We start from the raw sequence: 16,389 nt of genomic DNA on the forward strand, positions 1-16,389 counted from the left end.
TCGCTTTTTTACGACAGTCATAGTGTATGTAACAAGAGGATAGCTATACGGGAATATAGGAGGGATGTTGTTTCCTTATCAATTAAAATTTACCATAATAAAAAGCAGCAAACATGGTTTACTGCTTTCCTAATACAGCCTTTTCAAGCTCGTCCATAAAATTAAGCTCCACTGTTTCTGTTAAAATATCAGCATAGCTATAGGATACTCGCTCAAAAGCATTTTCGTCCTGATCTAATTCTACAATAAAAACAGAAGGATATGTTTCTGCTAATGTGCCATAACGTTCAATCGTTTTTTTTCTGCCACCATTAGCTTTTACCTTCAAACGACGTCCGACATAACCTTCTAAACCTTGTTTAATTTCATGCAATGTTTTAGCCAATACACTCCACCTCACTAAATATTAGTATACCACAAAACAGGGTTGACAGTCAATAAAATATTCCATTATAACAATATTGTTTAAAAACTGTCAATGATTTATTTCTCATTTTTTTCTCCTTAAATAGCCTTTCTATATTATTGAAAAATATGTATGGGTATACTAATTTTTTTAAAAAAATGGAGATTTTATTATGAATTGGATAATTCTAGATAAAATCGATTAGCTAAATCCGCAAATTCCTGTATATTTAAAGATTCCCCTCTTCTCGATCCATCTATCTCAGCAGCTTCTAAAACATTTTCTATTTCTTGCCTTTGCAGTTTGTCTTTTAAATATCTTGATAAATTATTTCGCAATGTTTTTCTTCGTTGTTGAAAGCAAGCTTGGACAAAATCGAAGAAAAAAGGTTCATTTTCTACATAGACCGGTGGTTCTTTTCTCATTTCTAAGTGAAGAACAGCCGAATCAACACGGGGTTGTGGCATAAACACTGTTTTGGGAACGACCATTTCCACGCTAGCCTTCGTATAATATTGTATGGCAATGGTCAGTGACCCGTATTCCTTGGTACTATGTTTTGCTGCCATTCGCTCTGCTACTTCCTTTTGAATCATGACTGTAATACTGGAAATAGGTAAATTTTCCATCAATAAATGCATTAATATTGGTGTTGTTATATAATAAGGCAGATTGGCCACAATTTTGACTTCCTTATCATCAGCAAAGGCTTTATTCCACAATTCCCTGACATTACTTTTTAAAATATCTTGATTAATAATGTCAATATTAGAATACGACTGTAATGTATGCTCTAAAATCGGTACTAGTCTGCCATCGATTTCAAATGCCACCACTTTGTTTGCGGCAATAGCCAACTGTTCGGTTAAGGCGCCTATTCCTGGTCCAATTTCTATAACATTTGTTTCTTTTGAAATACCGGCAACATCTATAATGTTCTGTAATATGTTAACATCGATTAAAAAGTTTTGACCTAAGCTTTTTTTAAAAGCAAAATGATAGCGATCTAATATTTCTCTTGTTCTTGTAGGTGTTGCTATTGCCTTATGTTCGCTCATACCCTTTCCTCCTGTATAATCTGTTCCATGGCTTGCTTAAACTCTTCTTCTGTTATTTGGAACATCTGCAGCCTTTTTAATAATTGTTTCCCATTTACATATCCTATACGTAAAAATAACCCTAATTTTTCTCTTCTTTCTTTTGCACCTGCTCCTCCAATTAAACCATATTGTAGTAAGTGATGCCTTGTTAGACTACTTTCTTGCTGTTGATTGATTTCATATACTTGACTTAACGCTCGACGGATTACTTCTGGTGATGCATGCTCAATACCTAGTCCTTTCTCCTTTTTAGAGATAGCTTCCTGTTTAGACAAAAAAGCGTGTTTACATCCTGGTATATGTTCATCTATTATTTTTCGGATTCGTTGTCCGGGATAATCTGGATCTGTAAAAATAATGACACCACGCTTTTGCTTTGCGTGAGCTATTTGTTCCAGTGTTTGCTTATTAATGGCAGAGCCATTTGTTTCAATCGTATCGGCATCTAAAACTTGTTTCAATCGAGCTGTATCATCCTTGCCTTCCACCACAATTACTTCTTTCACCTTCAACATGGATCCTCCATTCTTAAAAACCTAGTACAAACCATTGTACCACCATTTACACCAACAAGGAAATTCGCCTATGATTGCCCGGTATTTGAAAATAAATTTAATTTGTTTTTCACCAAATATTAAAACTTAATTTTAATTTAAAGAACTATAAAAATGGACGCAAAACTTGCCTATAATCCTTTATCATTATTCTGACATGCATAATTCGTAGTAGAACAAAACTGCGCAATAGTCAAAATTTATCTTGCTGTAGCTTCTTCCATTCTAGTTTGAGATGTGTGCTATCATTCGCTCCGTCAAAATACTTCGCTAATAAAGAAGTTCTACCTTTCAGGAGAATAGGCACATAGGAACTTATTTCTTTTGTGCTCTTTCTTTCTTCCATCAGAACACCACACAAAGCGAGGCAAGATACGTAGACTCCAACGGGAACAGCGCGAGCCGCAGACCCCGCAGGAAAGCGACTTTTGCTTTCTGAGGAGGCTAAGGCCGTGCCCGTGGAAAGCGAAGTATCTTGCCGAAGCGATTCTTTGCACTTAGCTTCGGAAGAGTGGTAGAAAGCCATGCTACAGTTATTGCGTCGTTTATGGATAATGTGCAATGAGGTTTATTTTTAAAAAGCAACAATCTTTTACGAAAAAGTTCAAATAAAAAACCTTTACCGTTATTGGTAAAGGCTATTTGGTGGTTTATTCTAATATTTTTACTTGAACTTGTTTACGTCCGTATCTTTCAGCTTGTTGCTTGGATGGCAAGTGAATATCAATTTTGTTGCCTTTAATAGCTCCACCCGTGTCACGGGCGATTGCATAACCGTATCCTTCCACCCATACTTTTGTTCCTAGTGGAATTACATTGGGGTCTACAGCAACAACACCATTTGGATTGGCTTTTAAATTATATCCTGTTGCAGTGAAACCTCTTCCGTCACATGTATCACAATTCCAATTATATGCGGTTGCACTCATATATAAAGTCTTAACAGCATTATCGCTTCCACGTGATACTGGCTCACTGGATTTTGCCTGGTTGTTGGTGCTAGGGGAAGGTGGTGGTGTTTTCGTTCCTACTGCAACCACTCGCTGCTTACTTTCTTTCTTCACTTCTTCTTTCACTAATTCTCGTGATACTTCTTCACCATTCTCTAATGTCACTTTATAATGCTTTTCTATCATTCCTTCCTCCCCGCTAGCTACAACTTTTTCTTTTCCCTTTTGCAACGAGGAGTCATTTCGTCTGACTACAGCATAGTCGACCTTTTCTTCTACGACGTCTGTTACTACTTCAACTCGTGTTATATCTATTTTCATATTAGATTCAAGCTCTTTTTCTTGTTCGGGTTCTACTCGATCTAAATCGCTAATTTCTACTTGCTTCTGTTCCAATAATTCCGCTATTGTATCGGCAGTTGTCCATATCTTTTCCTCTTCTCCTGCATCAACTAGCGTTACTTGAACCGCTTTTTCAATTTGAACATCTAATCCGTTATTGATTGCTTTCTCTCGGTTTACTGATAGGTCATCGTATTCTTCCACTTTGATGCCTTGTTCCTCAAGAAAAGCATCTACTGTATCTGCTGTGGAATACACTTTTTCTTTTTCCCCATCTATCGACACTGTTACTTGATTAGCAATCGTATGCTCTATTTCCATATCAGCAGTGATAGGGTCATCTAAATTATGTGAAAGGTCATCATGCTTGCTAACATCAATATCTAGTTCATCTAAAACATCTTCTACTGTATCTGCATGTGTTTGTACAGACATTACTTCATCCTCTTGAACAACAACTACTTCTGCTTTCGTTATTTCATATGTCATAAAACTAATAAAACTAATAAAACTAAGTAATGATACCGTATAAAGCAAAGTCTTTTTGTTCAGAAGATGACGAAATGATAATAGACGTTCCACGCATGTCTCCCCCTTCCATGACTTGTCGTTTGATTATATATACTTCAATGAAGCATGTCAAATGACTATTTCCAACAAAGAAAAGGAGTCAGCCCCTGTTAAATCAAGGGTGACTCCCTTTTTGCTGACATATGTTTCAAATACATTACAATATGGTAACACTAATAGCTCCATTGAAATGTTTTTGCGGTTATCGGACATATTACAACAAGTATTTAACCCTCTATACATCAATACTAAAAAATCGACGGGCATTTTCTGTTGTCATACGACATATGGTGTCAAAATCTTCCCCACGTAATTCTGCTATTTTTTCTGCAACAAGTTTTACGTATGCAGGTTCATTTCTTTTACCTCGATTAGGATGTGGAGCTAAAAACGGGCAATCTGTCTCAATTAAAAGACGATCCTCTGGTACATAGGCTGCTACTTCTTTCGGTAATTTGGCATTTTTAAAAGTTACTGGACCACCTAACGAAATATAAAAGTTCATATCCAAGCACGCGTCGATATATTTAACAGAGTCATTGTAGCAATGCATAATGCCGCCAACCTCACTGGCCCTTTCCTCTTGCAGGATCTGAATAATATCCTCTGTCGCTTCTCGATTATGAATAATAATAGGTAAATCCACTTGCTTTGCTAACTGTATTTGCTTTCTAAATACATCTTTTTGAACATCCTTCGGTGATTTATCCCAGTGATAATCTAATCCCATTTCACCTAATGCTACTACCTTTGGGTGTGAGGATAACTCTTTTAACCAGTCTAACTCTTTCTCTGTCATATCAATCGCATCAACTGGATGCCAGCCAACTGCCGCATAAATATGAGAATGCTTTTCTGCCATTTCGATCGCCTTTGGTATCGTTTCATGATCAAAGCCTACAATAACCATTTGCCCAACACCAGCTTCTTTGGCTCTTTCCAATACTTCTTCCCGATCTTCATCAAAATGCTCGACATTTAAATGTACGTGTGTATCAAATAACATATTATTTCCTCCTAGATAACAAACGGAAACGCTTATCGACAATTGATAAGCGTTTCTATGCCATGATTTATTTAACGACAGATCCATTTGGAAGGTTTTGTTCAACAGTTGCCAAAGATAAAGAACCATCTTTATCTTCACCTGATAAAATCATACCTTCTGATAACTCTCCACGTAACTTAACTGGCTTTAAGTTCGTTACACAAATCACTTTTTTACCTACTAAAGCTTCTGGTGTATAATATTTTGCAATACCAGACACAACTTGACGTTTCTCTGAACCTAGATCCAATTGAATACGCAGCAATTTGTCAGCATTTTTCATTTTTTCTGCATGTGTCACTTCTGCTACTCGCAGATCCAATTTCATAAATTCATCAAAAGTGACCTCATTTTTTTGCTCTTCTTGCTGCTCTTGTTTCTTCGGTTCAGGTTTTTTCATCATATCTTTAATAATTTGCACTTCCTTTTCCACATCTAAACGTGGGAAAATGGGATCTTTTTTTACAACAGATGTACCTTCTGCAATCACACCTTGTTGGGATACACTATCCCATGTTCTATCTTCTTTATTTGCCACGCCAATTTGTTCAAAGATTTTATCTGGTGTTTGAGTCATAAATGGACGTAATAAAATAGCAATTCTTCTCAAGCTATCTACTAAATGTGCCATCACGTTTCCTAATCGGTCTTTTTGGCTTTCATCCTTGGCTAAGATCCATGGCTCCGTCTCATCAATATATTTGTTTGTTCTGCTTACATATCTCCAAATTTGGGTCAATGCAACAGAAAAGCCCATTTCATCAAGTGCTTCTTCCACTTTTTCAATGGTTTCTTGGCCAAGTGTCTCTAATGATTGATCAAATTCCGTCTCACTAGCTTTAAAGGCAGGTACTTTGCCATCAAAATATTTGCTGATCATAGCAACCGTCCGGTTAAGTAAATTTCCTAAATCGTTAGCTAAATCATAATTAGTGCGTTCCACAAAACCTTCTGGTGTAAATACCCCATCAGAGCCAAATGGCACTTCTCTTAATAAGTAATAGCGCAGCGAATCTAATCCGTAACGTTCTGTTAGGTCGATTGGATTAACAACATTTCCTTTAGATTTCGACATTTTTCCATCTTTCATTAAAATCCAGCCATGTGCAAACACTTTTTTCGGTAAAGGTAAATCTAGTGCCATTAACATAATAGGCCAATAAATAGTATGGAAACGAACGATTTCTTTACTCATTAAGTGCACATCTGCTGGCCAATACTTTTGATATAAGCTATCGTCATCTGTACCATATCCTAGTGCGGTAATATAATTACTTAATGCATCAATCCATACATAAATAACATGCTTTGGATCACCAGGCACTTTAATTCCCCAATCAAATGTCGTACGAGATACTGCTAAGTCCTCTAAACCTGGCTTAATAAAGTTGTTGATCATTTCATTTTTACGGCTTTCAGGCTGAATAAAAGATGGGTTTTCTTCATAAAAAGCCAATAAACGATCCACATATTTACTCATTTTAAAGAAATAAGATTCTTCTTTGACAAAATCTACAGGACCTCCACAATCCGGACAACGTCCATTTTCTAACTGACGTTCTGTAAAGAATGATTCACATGATGTACAGTAACTTCCTTCATATTCATCCAAATAAATATCCCCTTGTTCTAACAAGCGGGCAAATATTTTTTCAACAACTTTCTTATGTCGATCTTCTGTTGTTCGAATAAAGTCGCTGTATGAAATATCAAGCTTTTCCCAAAGGTCTTTAATACCACTAACGATGTGGTCGACATATTCCTGTGGAGAGACACCACTTTCATCTGCTTTCTTTTGGATTTTTTGACCATGCTCATCTGTACCTGTTAAGTATCTGACATCATAACCTCTTAATCTTTTATATCGAGCCATTGCATCGCCAGCAACAGTACTATAGGCATGTCCAATATGAAGATTACCGCTAGGGTAATAGATCGGTGTAGTTATATAAAAGGTTTTATTCTGATCCGACATCCGTATACCTCCTCGTTTCCATTGTACGTTATTTATTATCTAAAATTAAACAGTCTGTTTTTATTGTAGCGATTTTTCGTTTACTTTTCCATTATTATTACATAATCTCCTATCGAATAGGTTTTTATAAGTAGATTTTTAACAGGATTAGTTAAAATTTTCCCACTTATTCTAATTATTTTAAAAATCTTGAAAAAAAGATACTATAAGTTTGACATTAATGGCAACTAATGGTACTATTACGCTATAGATGTCGAAAAATGACGGAAAAAGGGGAGAAATAATTAATGAAATCAACGGGAATTGTACGTAAAGTGGACGAATTAGGTCGTGTAGTTATACCAATCGAACTTCGCCGTACACTTGGCATTAATGAAAAGGACGCACTTGAAATTTATGTAGATGATGAGCGCATTATCCTGCAAAAATACAAGCCGAACATGACTTGTCAAATTACTGGCGATATTTCGGATGATAACATTGCACTAGCAGATGGGAAACTAGTTCTAAGTCCTGAAGGGGCTAAAGCACTTGTAGATGAAATTCAAAATAAATTGGACTAATTTTTTTTCATTTTACTTCGAGATTTGTCGAATTTTAGACCTTAATTATACTTATCGTTTATTTATCTATGTGAAAAGCTTGATAAACTTCCCTTTTCGGTATATCTCTAGTTTTCGATACTATTTTAATCGCATCCTTGCTGGAAGAGCCTTCTTCTTCCATTACTTTTTCGACATGGTCTGATAATGAAAGGGAATCCCACCAATTTCCCTCTTCCTTTACCGACACACCGTCCAATATAATACAACACTCCCCTTTCACCTTGTTTTGTTCTGTCCATTCTTTTAATTCAGATAACGTCCCTCTTCCCCATTCTTCATAACGCTTAGTTAATTCACGTGCGATACAAGCTTTTCGATCACCAAAATATTGGTATAAATCTTCAATGGTCTCTTGTAAGCGATGAGGTGATTCATATAACAGAACGGTTGCCTGGACTTTTTCTATATCTTTCAATGCGCTTTGTCGAATTTTCTTTTTCCGAGGCAAAAAGCCATAAAAGTAAAATTGGTCTGTCGATAAACCAGAACCAACTAAAGCACATAATGCAGCATTCGCCCCTGGTAACACCACAACAGGCAGTTCTTCTTTTGCAACGGCTTGTACAATAGCTTGTCCAGGATCAGATATCCCTGGCATACCTGCATCACTAACAACAGCTATTGATTGGCCTTCTCGCAGTATATCAAGCATTTGATCTTGCCTCGCTGCTTTATTATGTTCATGATAGCTTATCATTTTCCTTTTGATCTTAAAATGCTGTAAAAGTCTCCCTGTATTTCGGGTATCTTCTGCTGCTATTAAGTCCGCTTCTTTTAAAACTTGTAATGCTCTTATCGTTATATCGTCTAAGTTACCTATTGGTGTAGGTACAATATATAAAGTGCCTGTTTTCATTTCATGCTGATAGCTATTTTGTATCTTCATCTATTACATACCTTTCTTTTCTATTCTCTTTAATGAAAGAAAGCTTTTGTTCTTTAGTTAACTTTTTAATTTTAGCCTCAAGACTTAAAGCTTCTGATTTTGAGGAACATGCTGTTTGGTATACTAATTTAAAAGGAGCCCTTCCTCGCATATACTTCGCCCCTTTGCCTTTTCGATGCAGGGCTAAACGGTGGTTTATATTTGTGGTATATCCAGTATATAAGGTGTGATCTTTGCACTCTAACATATATACATAGTGCTGATTATTTTCTTCCATATAATATCCCTTCTAATTCAGGAGTATATTCTCCCTCATCTGTAAAAGCATACAACGGAGGAAGCATCTTTACATCAGACTTACCATCCCGTATCCCTTCTATTAATAACATATTTGCTTCTCTATCTTTCTTTGGATACACAAAACGTATTCGTTTCGGTTCTATTTTATAGGTGCGAAACAATGTCACAATATCGATAAATCGTGAAGGTCTATGCACCATTGCCACCTTCCCACCAGACTTTGCTAACTTACTGCAAGTTTCCACTACCTCTTCAAGCGTACAAAAGACTTCATGTCTTGCAATCGTTAAATAATCATTGTGATTGTGGTGTTTTTTGCTACTTGTTGGAAAATAAGGTGGATTAACAGTCACTAAATCAAATTTATCATTGCCAAATAAAGCAGGCATATCTTTTAGGTCACCATGAATCATCTTTATTTGGTCGGTTAACTGATTCATTTGAATGCTACGATTGGCCATATCAAACAATCGATCTTGAATTTCAACACCTGTAATGGGGACTTGTGATTGTTGTGATAGCAATAAGGGAATGACACCGTTTCCTGAGCATAAATCAATAATTTTCCCTCGTTTTATCGGTACATTCGCGAAATGGGCTAATAATACAGCATCTAATGAAAATGCAAATACGCTAGGACTTTGGATAATTTGCATGGATTGATCTGCTAGCAAATCATCTATTCTCTCATCTTCTTTCAATTCCATAAGATAAACTCCTTCAAAAAATGAACATCTATATACCATATATTATTTAAAAAGGCTTGATAAAGAAAAACAAACCTAAACCGCGGAAAAATGACAGCAAAGACCCTACAGTAGTGTTTTTCCACAGCAGAGATATAGACAGCATTATTTCCAGAACAGTATCTTAGCATCTTCACAATTTCCTTACAAGTGTTTCTTACATAATGGTTCAACTGTTAAGTGATTTGTAAAAAAAGACTGACACGGATTGAATGCGTCAGTCATCAGAAAGTTCTTTTTCCTTTTAATATCGGGACTATTTCGTTTTATTTAGGAATAATAAACAAAATAAACAATCCCCTTCTTGTCGTGGGCTGCCAAAGTGAACATTACAAATATGAAATCCCTCTTCATACAACCTTGCTAAATTATCATAGCCTTCACCAATGGATACATCACTATCTTCTGATTCCCCTTCATTTTGTTGTGAAGGCTGATCGTCTAAGCGTTGTCTTAAATGGTGATTCTCCATTTCTAAACGGTGATTTTCCTCTATTATATCACTCAACTGTTTTTTTAAATCTCCTAATTGTTGATAAAGCTGGCCTATTTGTTCTTCCATATATGATACTTGTTCAAATAAATCCTTTTTCTTCACGTGATCATCCACCCCATTAATCAGCGGCCTGGGTATTGATAACTCCTTCTTCCATTAGTTCATCTAACGTATATTCAATCACTCTTTCCTTTTCAGGAATTTCAACTTGAATAAGTCGCTCTAATATATTTAAGCCAACAACTTTCCCTTGACCATAGCCTGTTTTTATTTCTTCCCCTAAATCTGGAAGTTCACGCTTTGCTGTTTCATAATCATCATTTTCATATTTTAAGCAGCACATTAGGCGACCACATAATCCAGAAATTTTAGAAGGATTTAACGAAAGATTTTGATCTTTTGCCATTTTAATTGATACTGGCTCAAAGTCACCTAGAAAGGTAGAACAACAAAGCATTCTACCGCATGGGCCAATCCCGCCTAATAATTTTGCTTCGTCCCTTACACCTATTTGACGTAGCTCAATTCGTGTTTTAAACACAGAAGCAAGATCTTTTACTAAATTACGAAAGTCTACACGACCGTCTGCCGTAAAGTAAAAAATGACTTTATTTCGATCAAATGTATATTCTACATCCACTAAATTCATGTCCAATTTGTGTTCTTTTATTTTTACTTGACAAGTTTGATAGGCTTCATCAGCAATTTCTTTATTTTCTACGACAATTAGTTTATCTTTTTCATTGGCCACACGAATTACTTTTTTCAATGGCAGCACAACATCTTCTTCGTCCACTTGCTTTTTCGCCACGACAACTTTTCCGAATTCAATCCCTCTAACGGTTTCGACGATAACATACTCATCTTTCTCTATATCTAAGTTATCAGGATCAAAATAATATATTTTACCCGCTTTCTTAAAACGGACACCTATAACTTCAATCACTAGCATTCACCTCTGCATTTGAAGTGTTAATTGTTCCATTACTAATTGCGGATGTACATTTTGTTCAAGCTTTCGCTTCGCCTCCATGGTAGCCTGTAAATAGGTTGTCACATCAGACAATGACCAATACATACAAGCCTCTTCCATTTTATTTATATGTTGGATAAACACAATGGAAGCAGTATCATCTAAATGCTTATGAACAAGGTCTCGGAGCCATATTAAAAGTAGGTCCAATCCCTCGTGAAGCTGTTCTCTATCCTGAAAATGAGACATCCATTGTGTATGCACAAATAATGGCACTTCTTCTTGATTATTTTGGAGCATTTCAATTAATTGTACCACTATTTTTCGCGCCTGTGCAAACCAAGTATCTTTACTTTTTTCGATTGCTGCTTGTATATTTTGGGTAATCGTGGACATTAGTCTAGCATTGGCTTCTGTTAATCCTTCTTCTATTAAACGTTGCTCTAAAATTTTTGGATTTAATGGTTGTAGTGACATAACTTGGCACCTAGATCTTATTGTATTTAATATTGCTTGACTATTTTCTGTTAGAAGGATTGCAGTCGTATCTTGATTAGGATCCTCTAAAAATTTCAACAATCGATTAGATGCATTAGCTGTCATTTTATCGGCATCACGGATGATGTACATCTTCTTATTGGATTCTAACCCTGTATACGTAAATTCTTTTTGTAAATGTAAGATTTGTTCTTTCTTTATACTAGCCCCATCTGGTTGCACGATATGTAAATCTGGATGATTGCCACTTTCGATACGACGACAGTCGCTGCACTGTTCACAAGGCTCATAGTTTTGTTTTTTTCGACAAAAAATACTTTTTGCAAATAGAAGTGCTAACATATTTTTGCCTGTCCCCTTATCTCCTTGAAAAAGGTAGGCGTGTGACACCCGATTTTTTACGATACTATTTATCACCATTTTACTAATAATGGGTTGACTCTCCAGCATATCCTTCCATGAACCCATGATCTCACCGCCAATTCCTTTCCTTATCGATACTCAAAAAGAGGATTGATTAGCAATGGTTCTAATCCACCCTCTTTTTCTAGTCAAGATGTTTACGTATATAAATTAACTAAAAGTCCTTTTATTTCTCCAATCAATTCTAACACTTCTACCGCATTTTTTTCTTGATCCAATACAGTATCCGCTAATTCATTTAATTTATTATCAATCTCCTCTACAATCGTTAGTGGACGGCTATCACCGCCTAAATTAAAACTATGAGACTTTTTTAACCGCATCCCAAATTCTACCGCTTCTTTCACAAAACGCCTTACCAGTCTCTTATATGCAGCCAAATCTCTAAAAGACCGAAAACGAATGACTTTTTCTCCTTGAGCTGTTAATTCTGCCATTAGTTTTTGGAGTTCATTTTGTTGCAGCTTAGTAGCTTGTGCTCTTACCATAGAATCAAAATGTGGAGCAGATGCTCTCGTATTAGAGTTTTGTTTATTTAGTGCATCTAATTGTGTGCGCATCTCTTGGCTAATTTTCACTATCTTCAAACCTTTCCCATATAGAACTATTAAAACTGGTGGAAAGCTTCTACAGGAAGCACAAACACTGTAGCTCCTCCAACTTCTACATTTATCGGGCGTGGAATATAAGAATCAGCATTACCTCCCATTGGAGATACAGGAGACACCATTTGTTCCCTTTGACTACAGTTATCACGAATAATCGCAAGCGCGTCATCTACTTGTTCGTCCTCACAACCAATCATTAGTGTTGTATTTCCTTCCTTTAAAAAGCCACCGGTTGAAGATAATTTCGTTGCTTTAAATTTTTTCTCATTTAAAGCATCCACTAGCCGATTGCTATCCTTATCTTGCACAACTGCCATCACTAATTTCACCCGCAACGCCTCCCTTTTGATACATGACCTATTGTAATAGACTTTTAATCATATGATATGCTTTTTCCTCTACTTCTATTATACCAAGATTTGCATCAATCTGCTTTATTCTTTTGGGGAATTTTTTTAAAAGCTGATGATAAGCATTATGTACATTTTGATGGAAAGTCAACGCTTCAAGGTCTAATCTATTCTGTTCTCGAAGCTTATTCTCTTCAATTCGCTTTAAGCCCTTCTCTGGTTCTATATCAAAAAATAAGGTCAAATCCGGCATATGATCTCCAATAGCAAACTCATTTATTTGATACACTTCTGCCATTCCTAGCCCACGAGCCATTCCTTGATAAGCTAAGCTACTATCAATAAAACGATCACATAACACAATCTTACCTTGTTTAATGGCTGGTATCACTTTTTCAACTAAATGCTGACGCCTAGCTGCAGAATAAAGCAGAGCCTCTGTTTTCGCATCCATCTTTGTATGTTCTTTGTCTAAAATGACTTCCCTAATTTTTTCTGAAATCGGAATGCCCCCTGGCTCACGAGTAGACATAATCGAATGGCCTTCCATTTCTAATCGCTGTGCTAGTTTATGTAATATGGTGGATTTACCAGCACCTTCTCCCCCTTCAAAGGTTATGAATAATCCTTTCAATTAGCATCTCCTCTTTCTATAAATGAAACTTATATTTTCCCTATAAAGGATGATAGTAGTCTTAGGTTTTCCATTAACATCACGATGTTAATATAAGCACTTACTTCTTTTGATCAGAAAATACAAATAATCCTTCCATTCTATTATTTGGCTGAAACTTTACTCCATGTTCATATAATGAAAATACTTGAGCTAAATGTTGCTTGGTTATTTTTTCTCCTTTAGCTATAAGTGGAATACCTGGTGGGTAAGGGATAATCGACTCTGCTGCTATATACCCAACAGTTCCTTCCCATTCCATCCATTTTCTATCAAGCTTTTTCATTTCATCATAGGATAAAGCTAAAGTAGTGATTTCTTCCAAAAATGTTACCTTGTGTCTCTTTATTTTAGCATGATTTGCTGCATTATTTAATTGTCCTTTCACTTTTTCTATAACATGTATAAGCTTGTTTATCTTGACTGTAGGCTCTAGCCCTACTACAAATAATATATGCCAATCTGTTACAAGCTCTGGAAATATCCCTTCTGATTCTAATAATGACGCAATATCCTTGGTATCAACACAATCATTGACTTTAATCGTACATTTTAATGGATCATCTAGGTGATACTGTTTTTCTAACTGCCAGTAATCATTACTCGACATAGCCTTTCTTACTTGTTTCAGGTAATTGCCAAGGGTTCCCCACTGTTTTTGAGTGTAATTGGCTAAATAACATCGAGCTAAGTCAAGGCTAGCCATCACTGGATATGAGGGACTACTTGACTGTAAAACTTGCAAATAATGTTGAATCAGATCTTTATCTACTCGCTCTGTCTGAACATGTAGGTACGCCCCCATAGTTAAGGCAGGTGTCATTTTATGTGCTGACTGTACTACTATATCGGCACCTTGTGATACAGCTGATGATGCCTTGATAAATGACAGGGACAAATGACAACCATGCGCTTCATCTACTAGTACTGGAATATGATTATCATGTGCAATATCAATCATTGACTTTATATCATACGTTTTCCCATAATAATCGGGATATGTTAATATTAACGCTTTCGCTTCAGGATATTCTTGGCAGGCTTTTTGTACAACAGATAACGATGGTTGAGTATAACGCTCCAATTCCATATCAAGTTCAGGGGCTATAAAAACTGGCTTTGCCCCTGCCAGTTCTATACCATGTAGAATTGACTTATGACAATTTCGCTGTACAATTACAACATCGTTCGGTTGACAACATGCTAAAATCATAGTTAGGTTGCCTGCTGTACTTCCATTTACTAAAAAGTAGGTGCGATCTGCATGAAACCAATTGGAAGCTAATTCCTGCGCTTGTTCGATAATACCTTCTGCTGCATGTAAATCGTCTAAATCCGTTAACTCTGTCAAATCTATTTTAAAGATATTACTGAAATATTCATATCCTTTTCTCGTATATATTTGGCCGTTCTTATGACCAGGAACATGAAAGGAAACATTCTGTTTTCGCGCAAATTGATCAAGTTGATCGAATAATGGTGTATCTAAATGGTTCATATACTTTCTTTCCCTTTCTCTCAACTAATAATTCTTCTTTATATCATAGAATTTTGCCTATTCTATTAGAAAAAATTAGCTTATCACCAAGTCCTTATGGCGAAAGCCTTAGTTTTTCTTATACTATATTCCGACAAATTTCATGCTTTCCTTTAGTATAAAAAAATCAACCATCCCTAGATGGCTGATTCTATTATAAAGTATAGCTTGATTGATTAATAGCTCTCAATTTTTTGACAAACATTTGGTAGTTAGATTCACCTGGTTTTGTATTTACTATTTCTTTTTCACATTCACTACAGATAAAAAAATGATATAAAAAAATGCCGTCTTCTTTCTCTTTTTCACAGATACCACAATGTTTTTGTATTACCTTTTCACTCATTTTTTCCACCTCCATTCATTATCATGCCCAATCTATGAAAATATATTCCTGATTTCTATGATTTTTATCTTAAACTAAAAAGTCTTTTTATGTCTTTTTCACGTGAAACATTATATTTTATGTTGAAAAATAGAAGATTATGTCTCATATTTCTATCAAACTAGATTAGCTTTTTCAAGAATTCATTAGTTTGGTAATTTTTAATCATCATAAGATTAAAGCATCCGTTTGACCATTTCGTTTTGGGAATCCTATTACAACATTAAATACAAACAAATAAACGGTCGTATAGTATAATAAATAATGTGCGTTAAGTAGCTCACCGAAACATTTGAATTAGAAACATAAAAATTATTAATAGTGTTAAATCCCCGCTGTGTAAAAACACTCGCTTTCACCCAAGGGCACAAGTGCGATATCTACTCAAGCTCCTTTTTCTCGCTTTCGCAGTGTCTTCTATGCCGAGGGCAGCACTCCAGCCTTCTCGCTCACCAAAACCGTTCAGTACGGGGATCTTCGGAAGCTAATCTTTCCCAGAAGTCTCGCATTTTTCCGCAAATTAGTGTGGTGCTCGTTTTGATTAAGAAATCGTAAATCTTACTACTTATTTTATGGATATATAAACAAATTTTATACTTTCTTCACTTGTAAAAAAAAGCTGACTCAAATTCGCTAATTGCGATCATTTGAGTCAGCTTTACTTTGTATTGCCTGGCAACGTCCTACTCTTGCGGGGGCAAAGCCCCAACTACCATGGGCGCTGGAGAGCTTAACTGCTGTGTTCGGCATGGGAACAGGTGTGACCTCTCCGCTATCGTTACCAGGCCTGCAGGATGCAGGTCGATCGATGTTGCCACATAGATGTGACGCTCTTAGTCGATCATCCTTTTCATTTTAAAAAGGATATACCCTAAAAACTAGATAAGAAAAATAGAGATCAAAACCGAACGGTTTTAAGCGTTCATCATGATAGTTAAGTCCTCGATCGATTAGTATTCGTCAG

Annotated in this window: 18 protein-coding genes and 1 rRNA gene; 1 reads left to right on the top strand and 18 read right to left on the bottom strand. The window is 36.0% G+C overall.

The features are described from left to right. Nucleotides 1–118 precede the first annotated feature (118 nt). From veg to metG, 6 genes are all read right to left on the bottom strand, one after another. Nucleotides 119–385, bottom strand: coding sequence for a biofilm formation stimulator Veg (veg, locus tag GHD00_RS17055; RefSeq protein WP_163539376.1), 267 nt, complete (start codon nucleotides 383–385; stop codon nucleotides 119–121). Nucleotides 386–576: 191 nt separating this feature from the next. Then, on the bottom strand, nucleotides 577–1,464 hold the full coding sequence (gene rsmA, locus GHD00_RS17060; RefSeq protein WP_163539377.1) for a 16S rRNA (adenine(1518)-N(6)/adenine(1519)-N(6))-dimethyltransferase RsmA: 888 nt from the start codon (nucleotides 1,462–1,464) through the stop codon (nucleotides 577–579). After that, nucleotides 1,461–2,018, bottom strand: a complete 558-nt coding sequence (gene rnmV / locus GHD00_RS17065) for a ribonuclease M5 (RefSeq protein WP_163539379.1) — start codon at nucleotides 2,016–2,018, stop codon at nucleotides 1,461–1,463. The genes rsmA and rnmV overlap by 4 nt, the downstream gene beginning before the upstream one ends. 692 nt (nucleotides 2,019–2,710) lie before the next feature. Then, on the bottom strand, nucleotides 2,711–3,934 hold the full coding sequence (locus GHD00_RS21320) for a G5 and 3D domain-containing protein (RefSeq protein WP_276208290.1): 1,224 nt from the start codon (nucleotides 3,932–3,934) through the stop codon (nucleotides 2,711–2,713). A gap of 223 nt (nucleotides 3,935–4,157) precedes the next feature. Further along, nucleotides 4,158–4,928 carry a TatD family hydrolase gene (locus tag GHD00_RS17075; RefSeq protein WP_163539380.1) on the bottom strand — a complete coding sequence of 257 codons (771 nt, stop codon included), beginning with the start codon at nucleotides 4,926–4,928 and terminating at the stop codon, nucleotides 4,158–4,160. Nucleotides 4,929–4,995: 67 nt separating this feature from the next. Beyond that, on the bottom strand, nucleotides 4,996–6,945 hold the full coding sequence (gene metG / locus GHD00_RS17080; protein ID WP_163539381.1) for a methionine--tRNA ligase: 1,950 nt from the start codon (nucleotides 6,943–6,945) through the stop codon (nucleotides 4,996–4,998). Nucleotides 6,946–7,232: 287 nt separating this feature from the next. Here metG and GHD00_RS17085 point away from each other — a divergent pair, with 287 nt between their 5' ends. Next, entirely contained in the window at nucleotides 7,233–7,508 is a 276-nt protein-coding gene (locus GHD00_RS17085; RefSeq protein ID WP_163539382.1) for an AbrB/MazE/SpoVT family DNA-binding domain-containing protein, read from the top strand. A gap of 58 nt (nucleotides 7,509–7,566) precedes the next feature. Here GHD00_RS17085 and rsmI read toward each other — a convergent pair whose 3' ends face one another. From rsmI to rrf, 12 genes are all read right to left on the bottom strand, one after another. Further along, complete coding sequence (rsmI, locus tag GHD00_RS17090) at nucleotides 7,567–8,436, bottom strand: 16S rRNA (cytidine(1402)-2'-O)-methyltransferase (protein WP_163539383.1); 870 nt, start codon at nucleotides 8,434–8,436, stop codon at nucleotides 7,567–7,569. Next, entirely contained in the window at nucleotides 8,420–8,713 is a 294-nt protein-coding gene (locus GHD00_RS17095; protein WP_163539385.1) for a GIY-YIG nuclease family protein, read from the bottom strand. Before GHD00_RS17095 ends, rsmI begins: the two co-directional genes overlap by 17 nt. Continuing rightward, on the bottom strand, nucleotides 8,700–9,443 hold the full coding sequence (locus tag GHD00_RS17100) for a tRNA1(Val) (adenine(37)-N6)-methyltransferase (protein WP_163539387.1): 744 nt from the start codon (nucleotides 9,441–9,443) through the stop codon (nucleotides 8,700–8,702). The genes GHD00_RS17095 and GHD00_RS17100 overlap by 14 nt, the downstream gene beginning before the upstream one ends. Before the next feature lie 295 nt (nucleotides 9,444–9,738). Continuing rightward, nucleotides 9,739–10,080 carry a DNA replication initiation control protein YabA gene (gene yabA, locus GHD00_RS17105; RefSeq protein WP_163539389.1) on the bottom strand — a complete coding sequence of 114 codons (342 nt, stop codon included), beginning with the start codon at nucleotides 10,078–10,080 and terminating at the stop codon, nucleotides 9,739–9,741. Between the two features lie 16 nt (nucleotides 10,081–10,096). After that, nucleotides 10,097–10,924 carry a PSP1 domain-containing protein gene (locus tag GHD00_RS17110; protein ID WP_163539391.1) on the bottom strand — a complete coding sequence of 276 codons (828 nt, stop codon included), beginning with the start codon at nucleotides 10,922–10,924 and terminating at the stop codon, nucleotides 10,097–10,099. Between the two features lie 6 nt (nucleotides 10,925–10,930). Further along, nucleotides 10,931–11,917: a DNA polymerase III subunit delta' gene (holB, locus tag GHD00_RS17115; protein WP_163539393.1), complete on the bottom strand. Its 987-nt coding sequence runs from the start codon at nucleotides 11,915–11,917 to the stop codon at nucleotides 10,931–10,933. A 92-nt stretch (nucleotides 11,918–12,009) separates the two neighbouring features. Further along, nucleotides 12,010–12,450 carry a YaaR family protein gene (locus GHD00_RS17120; protein WP_163539395.1) on the bottom strand — a complete coding sequence of 147 codons (441 nt, stop codon included), beginning with the start codon at nucleotides 12,448–12,450 and terminating at the stop codon, nucleotides 12,010–12,012. A 29-nt stretch (nucleotides 12,451–12,479) separates the two neighbouring features. After that, a complete protein-coding gene (locus tag GHD00_RS17125) occupies nucleotides 12,480–12,809 on the bottom strand; it encodes a cyclic-di-AMP receptor (protein ID WP_163539396.1) in 330 nt (109 codons plus the stop codon). A gap of 28 nt (nucleotides 12,810–12,837) precedes the next feature. Beyond that, complete coding sequence (gene tmk / locus GHD00_RS17130; protein WP_163539399.1) at nucleotides 12,838–13,464, bottom strand: dTMP kinase; 627 nt, start codon at nucleotides 13,462–13,464, stop codon at nucleotides 12,838–12,840. 100 nt (nucleotides 13,465–13,564) lie between these two features. Next, the gene (locus GHD00_RS17135; protein ID WP_163539401.1) at nucleotides 13,565–15,001 is read right to left on the bottom strand and encodes an aminotransferase class I/II-fold pyridoxal phosphate-dependent enzyme; all 1,437 of its coding nucleotides are present in this window, start codon (nucleotides 14,999–15,001) and stop codon (nucleotides 13,565–13,567) included. A gap of 193 nt (nucleotides 15,002–15,194) precedes the next feature. Then, nucleotides 15,195–15,386 carry a sigma factor G inhibitor Gin gene (locus tag GHD00_RS17140; protein ID WP_163539402.1) on the bottom strand — a complete coding sequence of 64 codons (192 nt, stop codon included), beginning with the start codon at nucleotides 15,384–15,386 and terminating at the stop codon, nucleotides 15,195–15,197. A 709-nt stretch (nucleotides 15,387–16,095) separates the two neighbouring features. Next, nucleotides 16,096–16,211: ribosomal RNA gene (gene rrf, locus GHD00_RS17145) — 5S ribosomal RNA — on the bottom strand. Nucleotides 16,212–16,389: the final 178 nt, after the last annotated feature.

The sequence above is a fragment of the Gracilibacillus sp. YIM 98692 genome (genome assembly GCF_010993965.1).
In the GTDB taxonomy this organism is placed as follows: Bacteria; Bacillota; Bacilli; order Bacillales; family Amphibacillaceae; genus Gracilibacillus.

What these genes read in the sequence shown, in the direction of transcription:
- rsmA (WP_163539377.1), bottom strand. Translation starts at nt 1,464, where the DNA reads ATGAGCGAACATAAGGCAATAGCAACACCTACAAGAACAAGAGAAATA.
- GHD00_RS17075 (WP_163539380.1), bottom strand. Translation starts at nt 4,928, where the DNA reads ATGTTATTTGATACACACGTACATTTAAATGTCGAGCATTTTGATGAA.
- metG (WP_163539381.1), bottom strand. Translation starts at nt 6,945, where the DNA reads ATGTCGGATCAGAATAAAACCTTTTATATAACTACACCGATCTATTAC.
- GHD00_RS17085 (WP_163539382.1), top strand. Translation starts at nt 7,233, where the DNA reads ATGAAATCAACGGGAATTGTACGTAAAGTGGACGAATTAGGTCGTGTA.
- rsmI (WP_163539383.1), bottom strand. Translation starts at nt 8,436, where the DNA reads ATGAAGATACAAAATAGCTATCAGCATGAAATGAAAACAGGCACTTTA.
- GHD00_RS17095 (WP_163539385.1), bottom strand. Translation starts at nt 8,713, where the DNA reads ATGGAAGAAAATAATCAGCACTATGTATATATGTTAGAGTGCAAAGAT.
- GHD00_RS17100 (WP_163539387.1), bottom strand. Translation starts at nt 9,443, where the DNA reads ATGGAATTGAAAGAAGATGAGAGAATAGATGATTTGCTAGCAGATCAA.
- holB (WP_163539393.1), bottom strand. Translation starts at nt 11,917, where the DNA reads ATGGGTTCATGGAAGGATATGCTGGAGAGTCAACCCATTATTAGTAAA.
- GHD00_RS17135 (WP_163539401.1), bottom strand. Translation starts at nt 15,001, where the DNA reads ATGAACCATTTAGATACACCATTATTCGATCAACTTGATCAATTTGCG.
- GHD00_RS17140 (WP_163539402.1), bottom strand. Translation starts at nt 15,386, where the DNA reads ATGAGTGAAAAGGTAATACAAAAACATTGTGGTATCTGTGAAAAAGAG.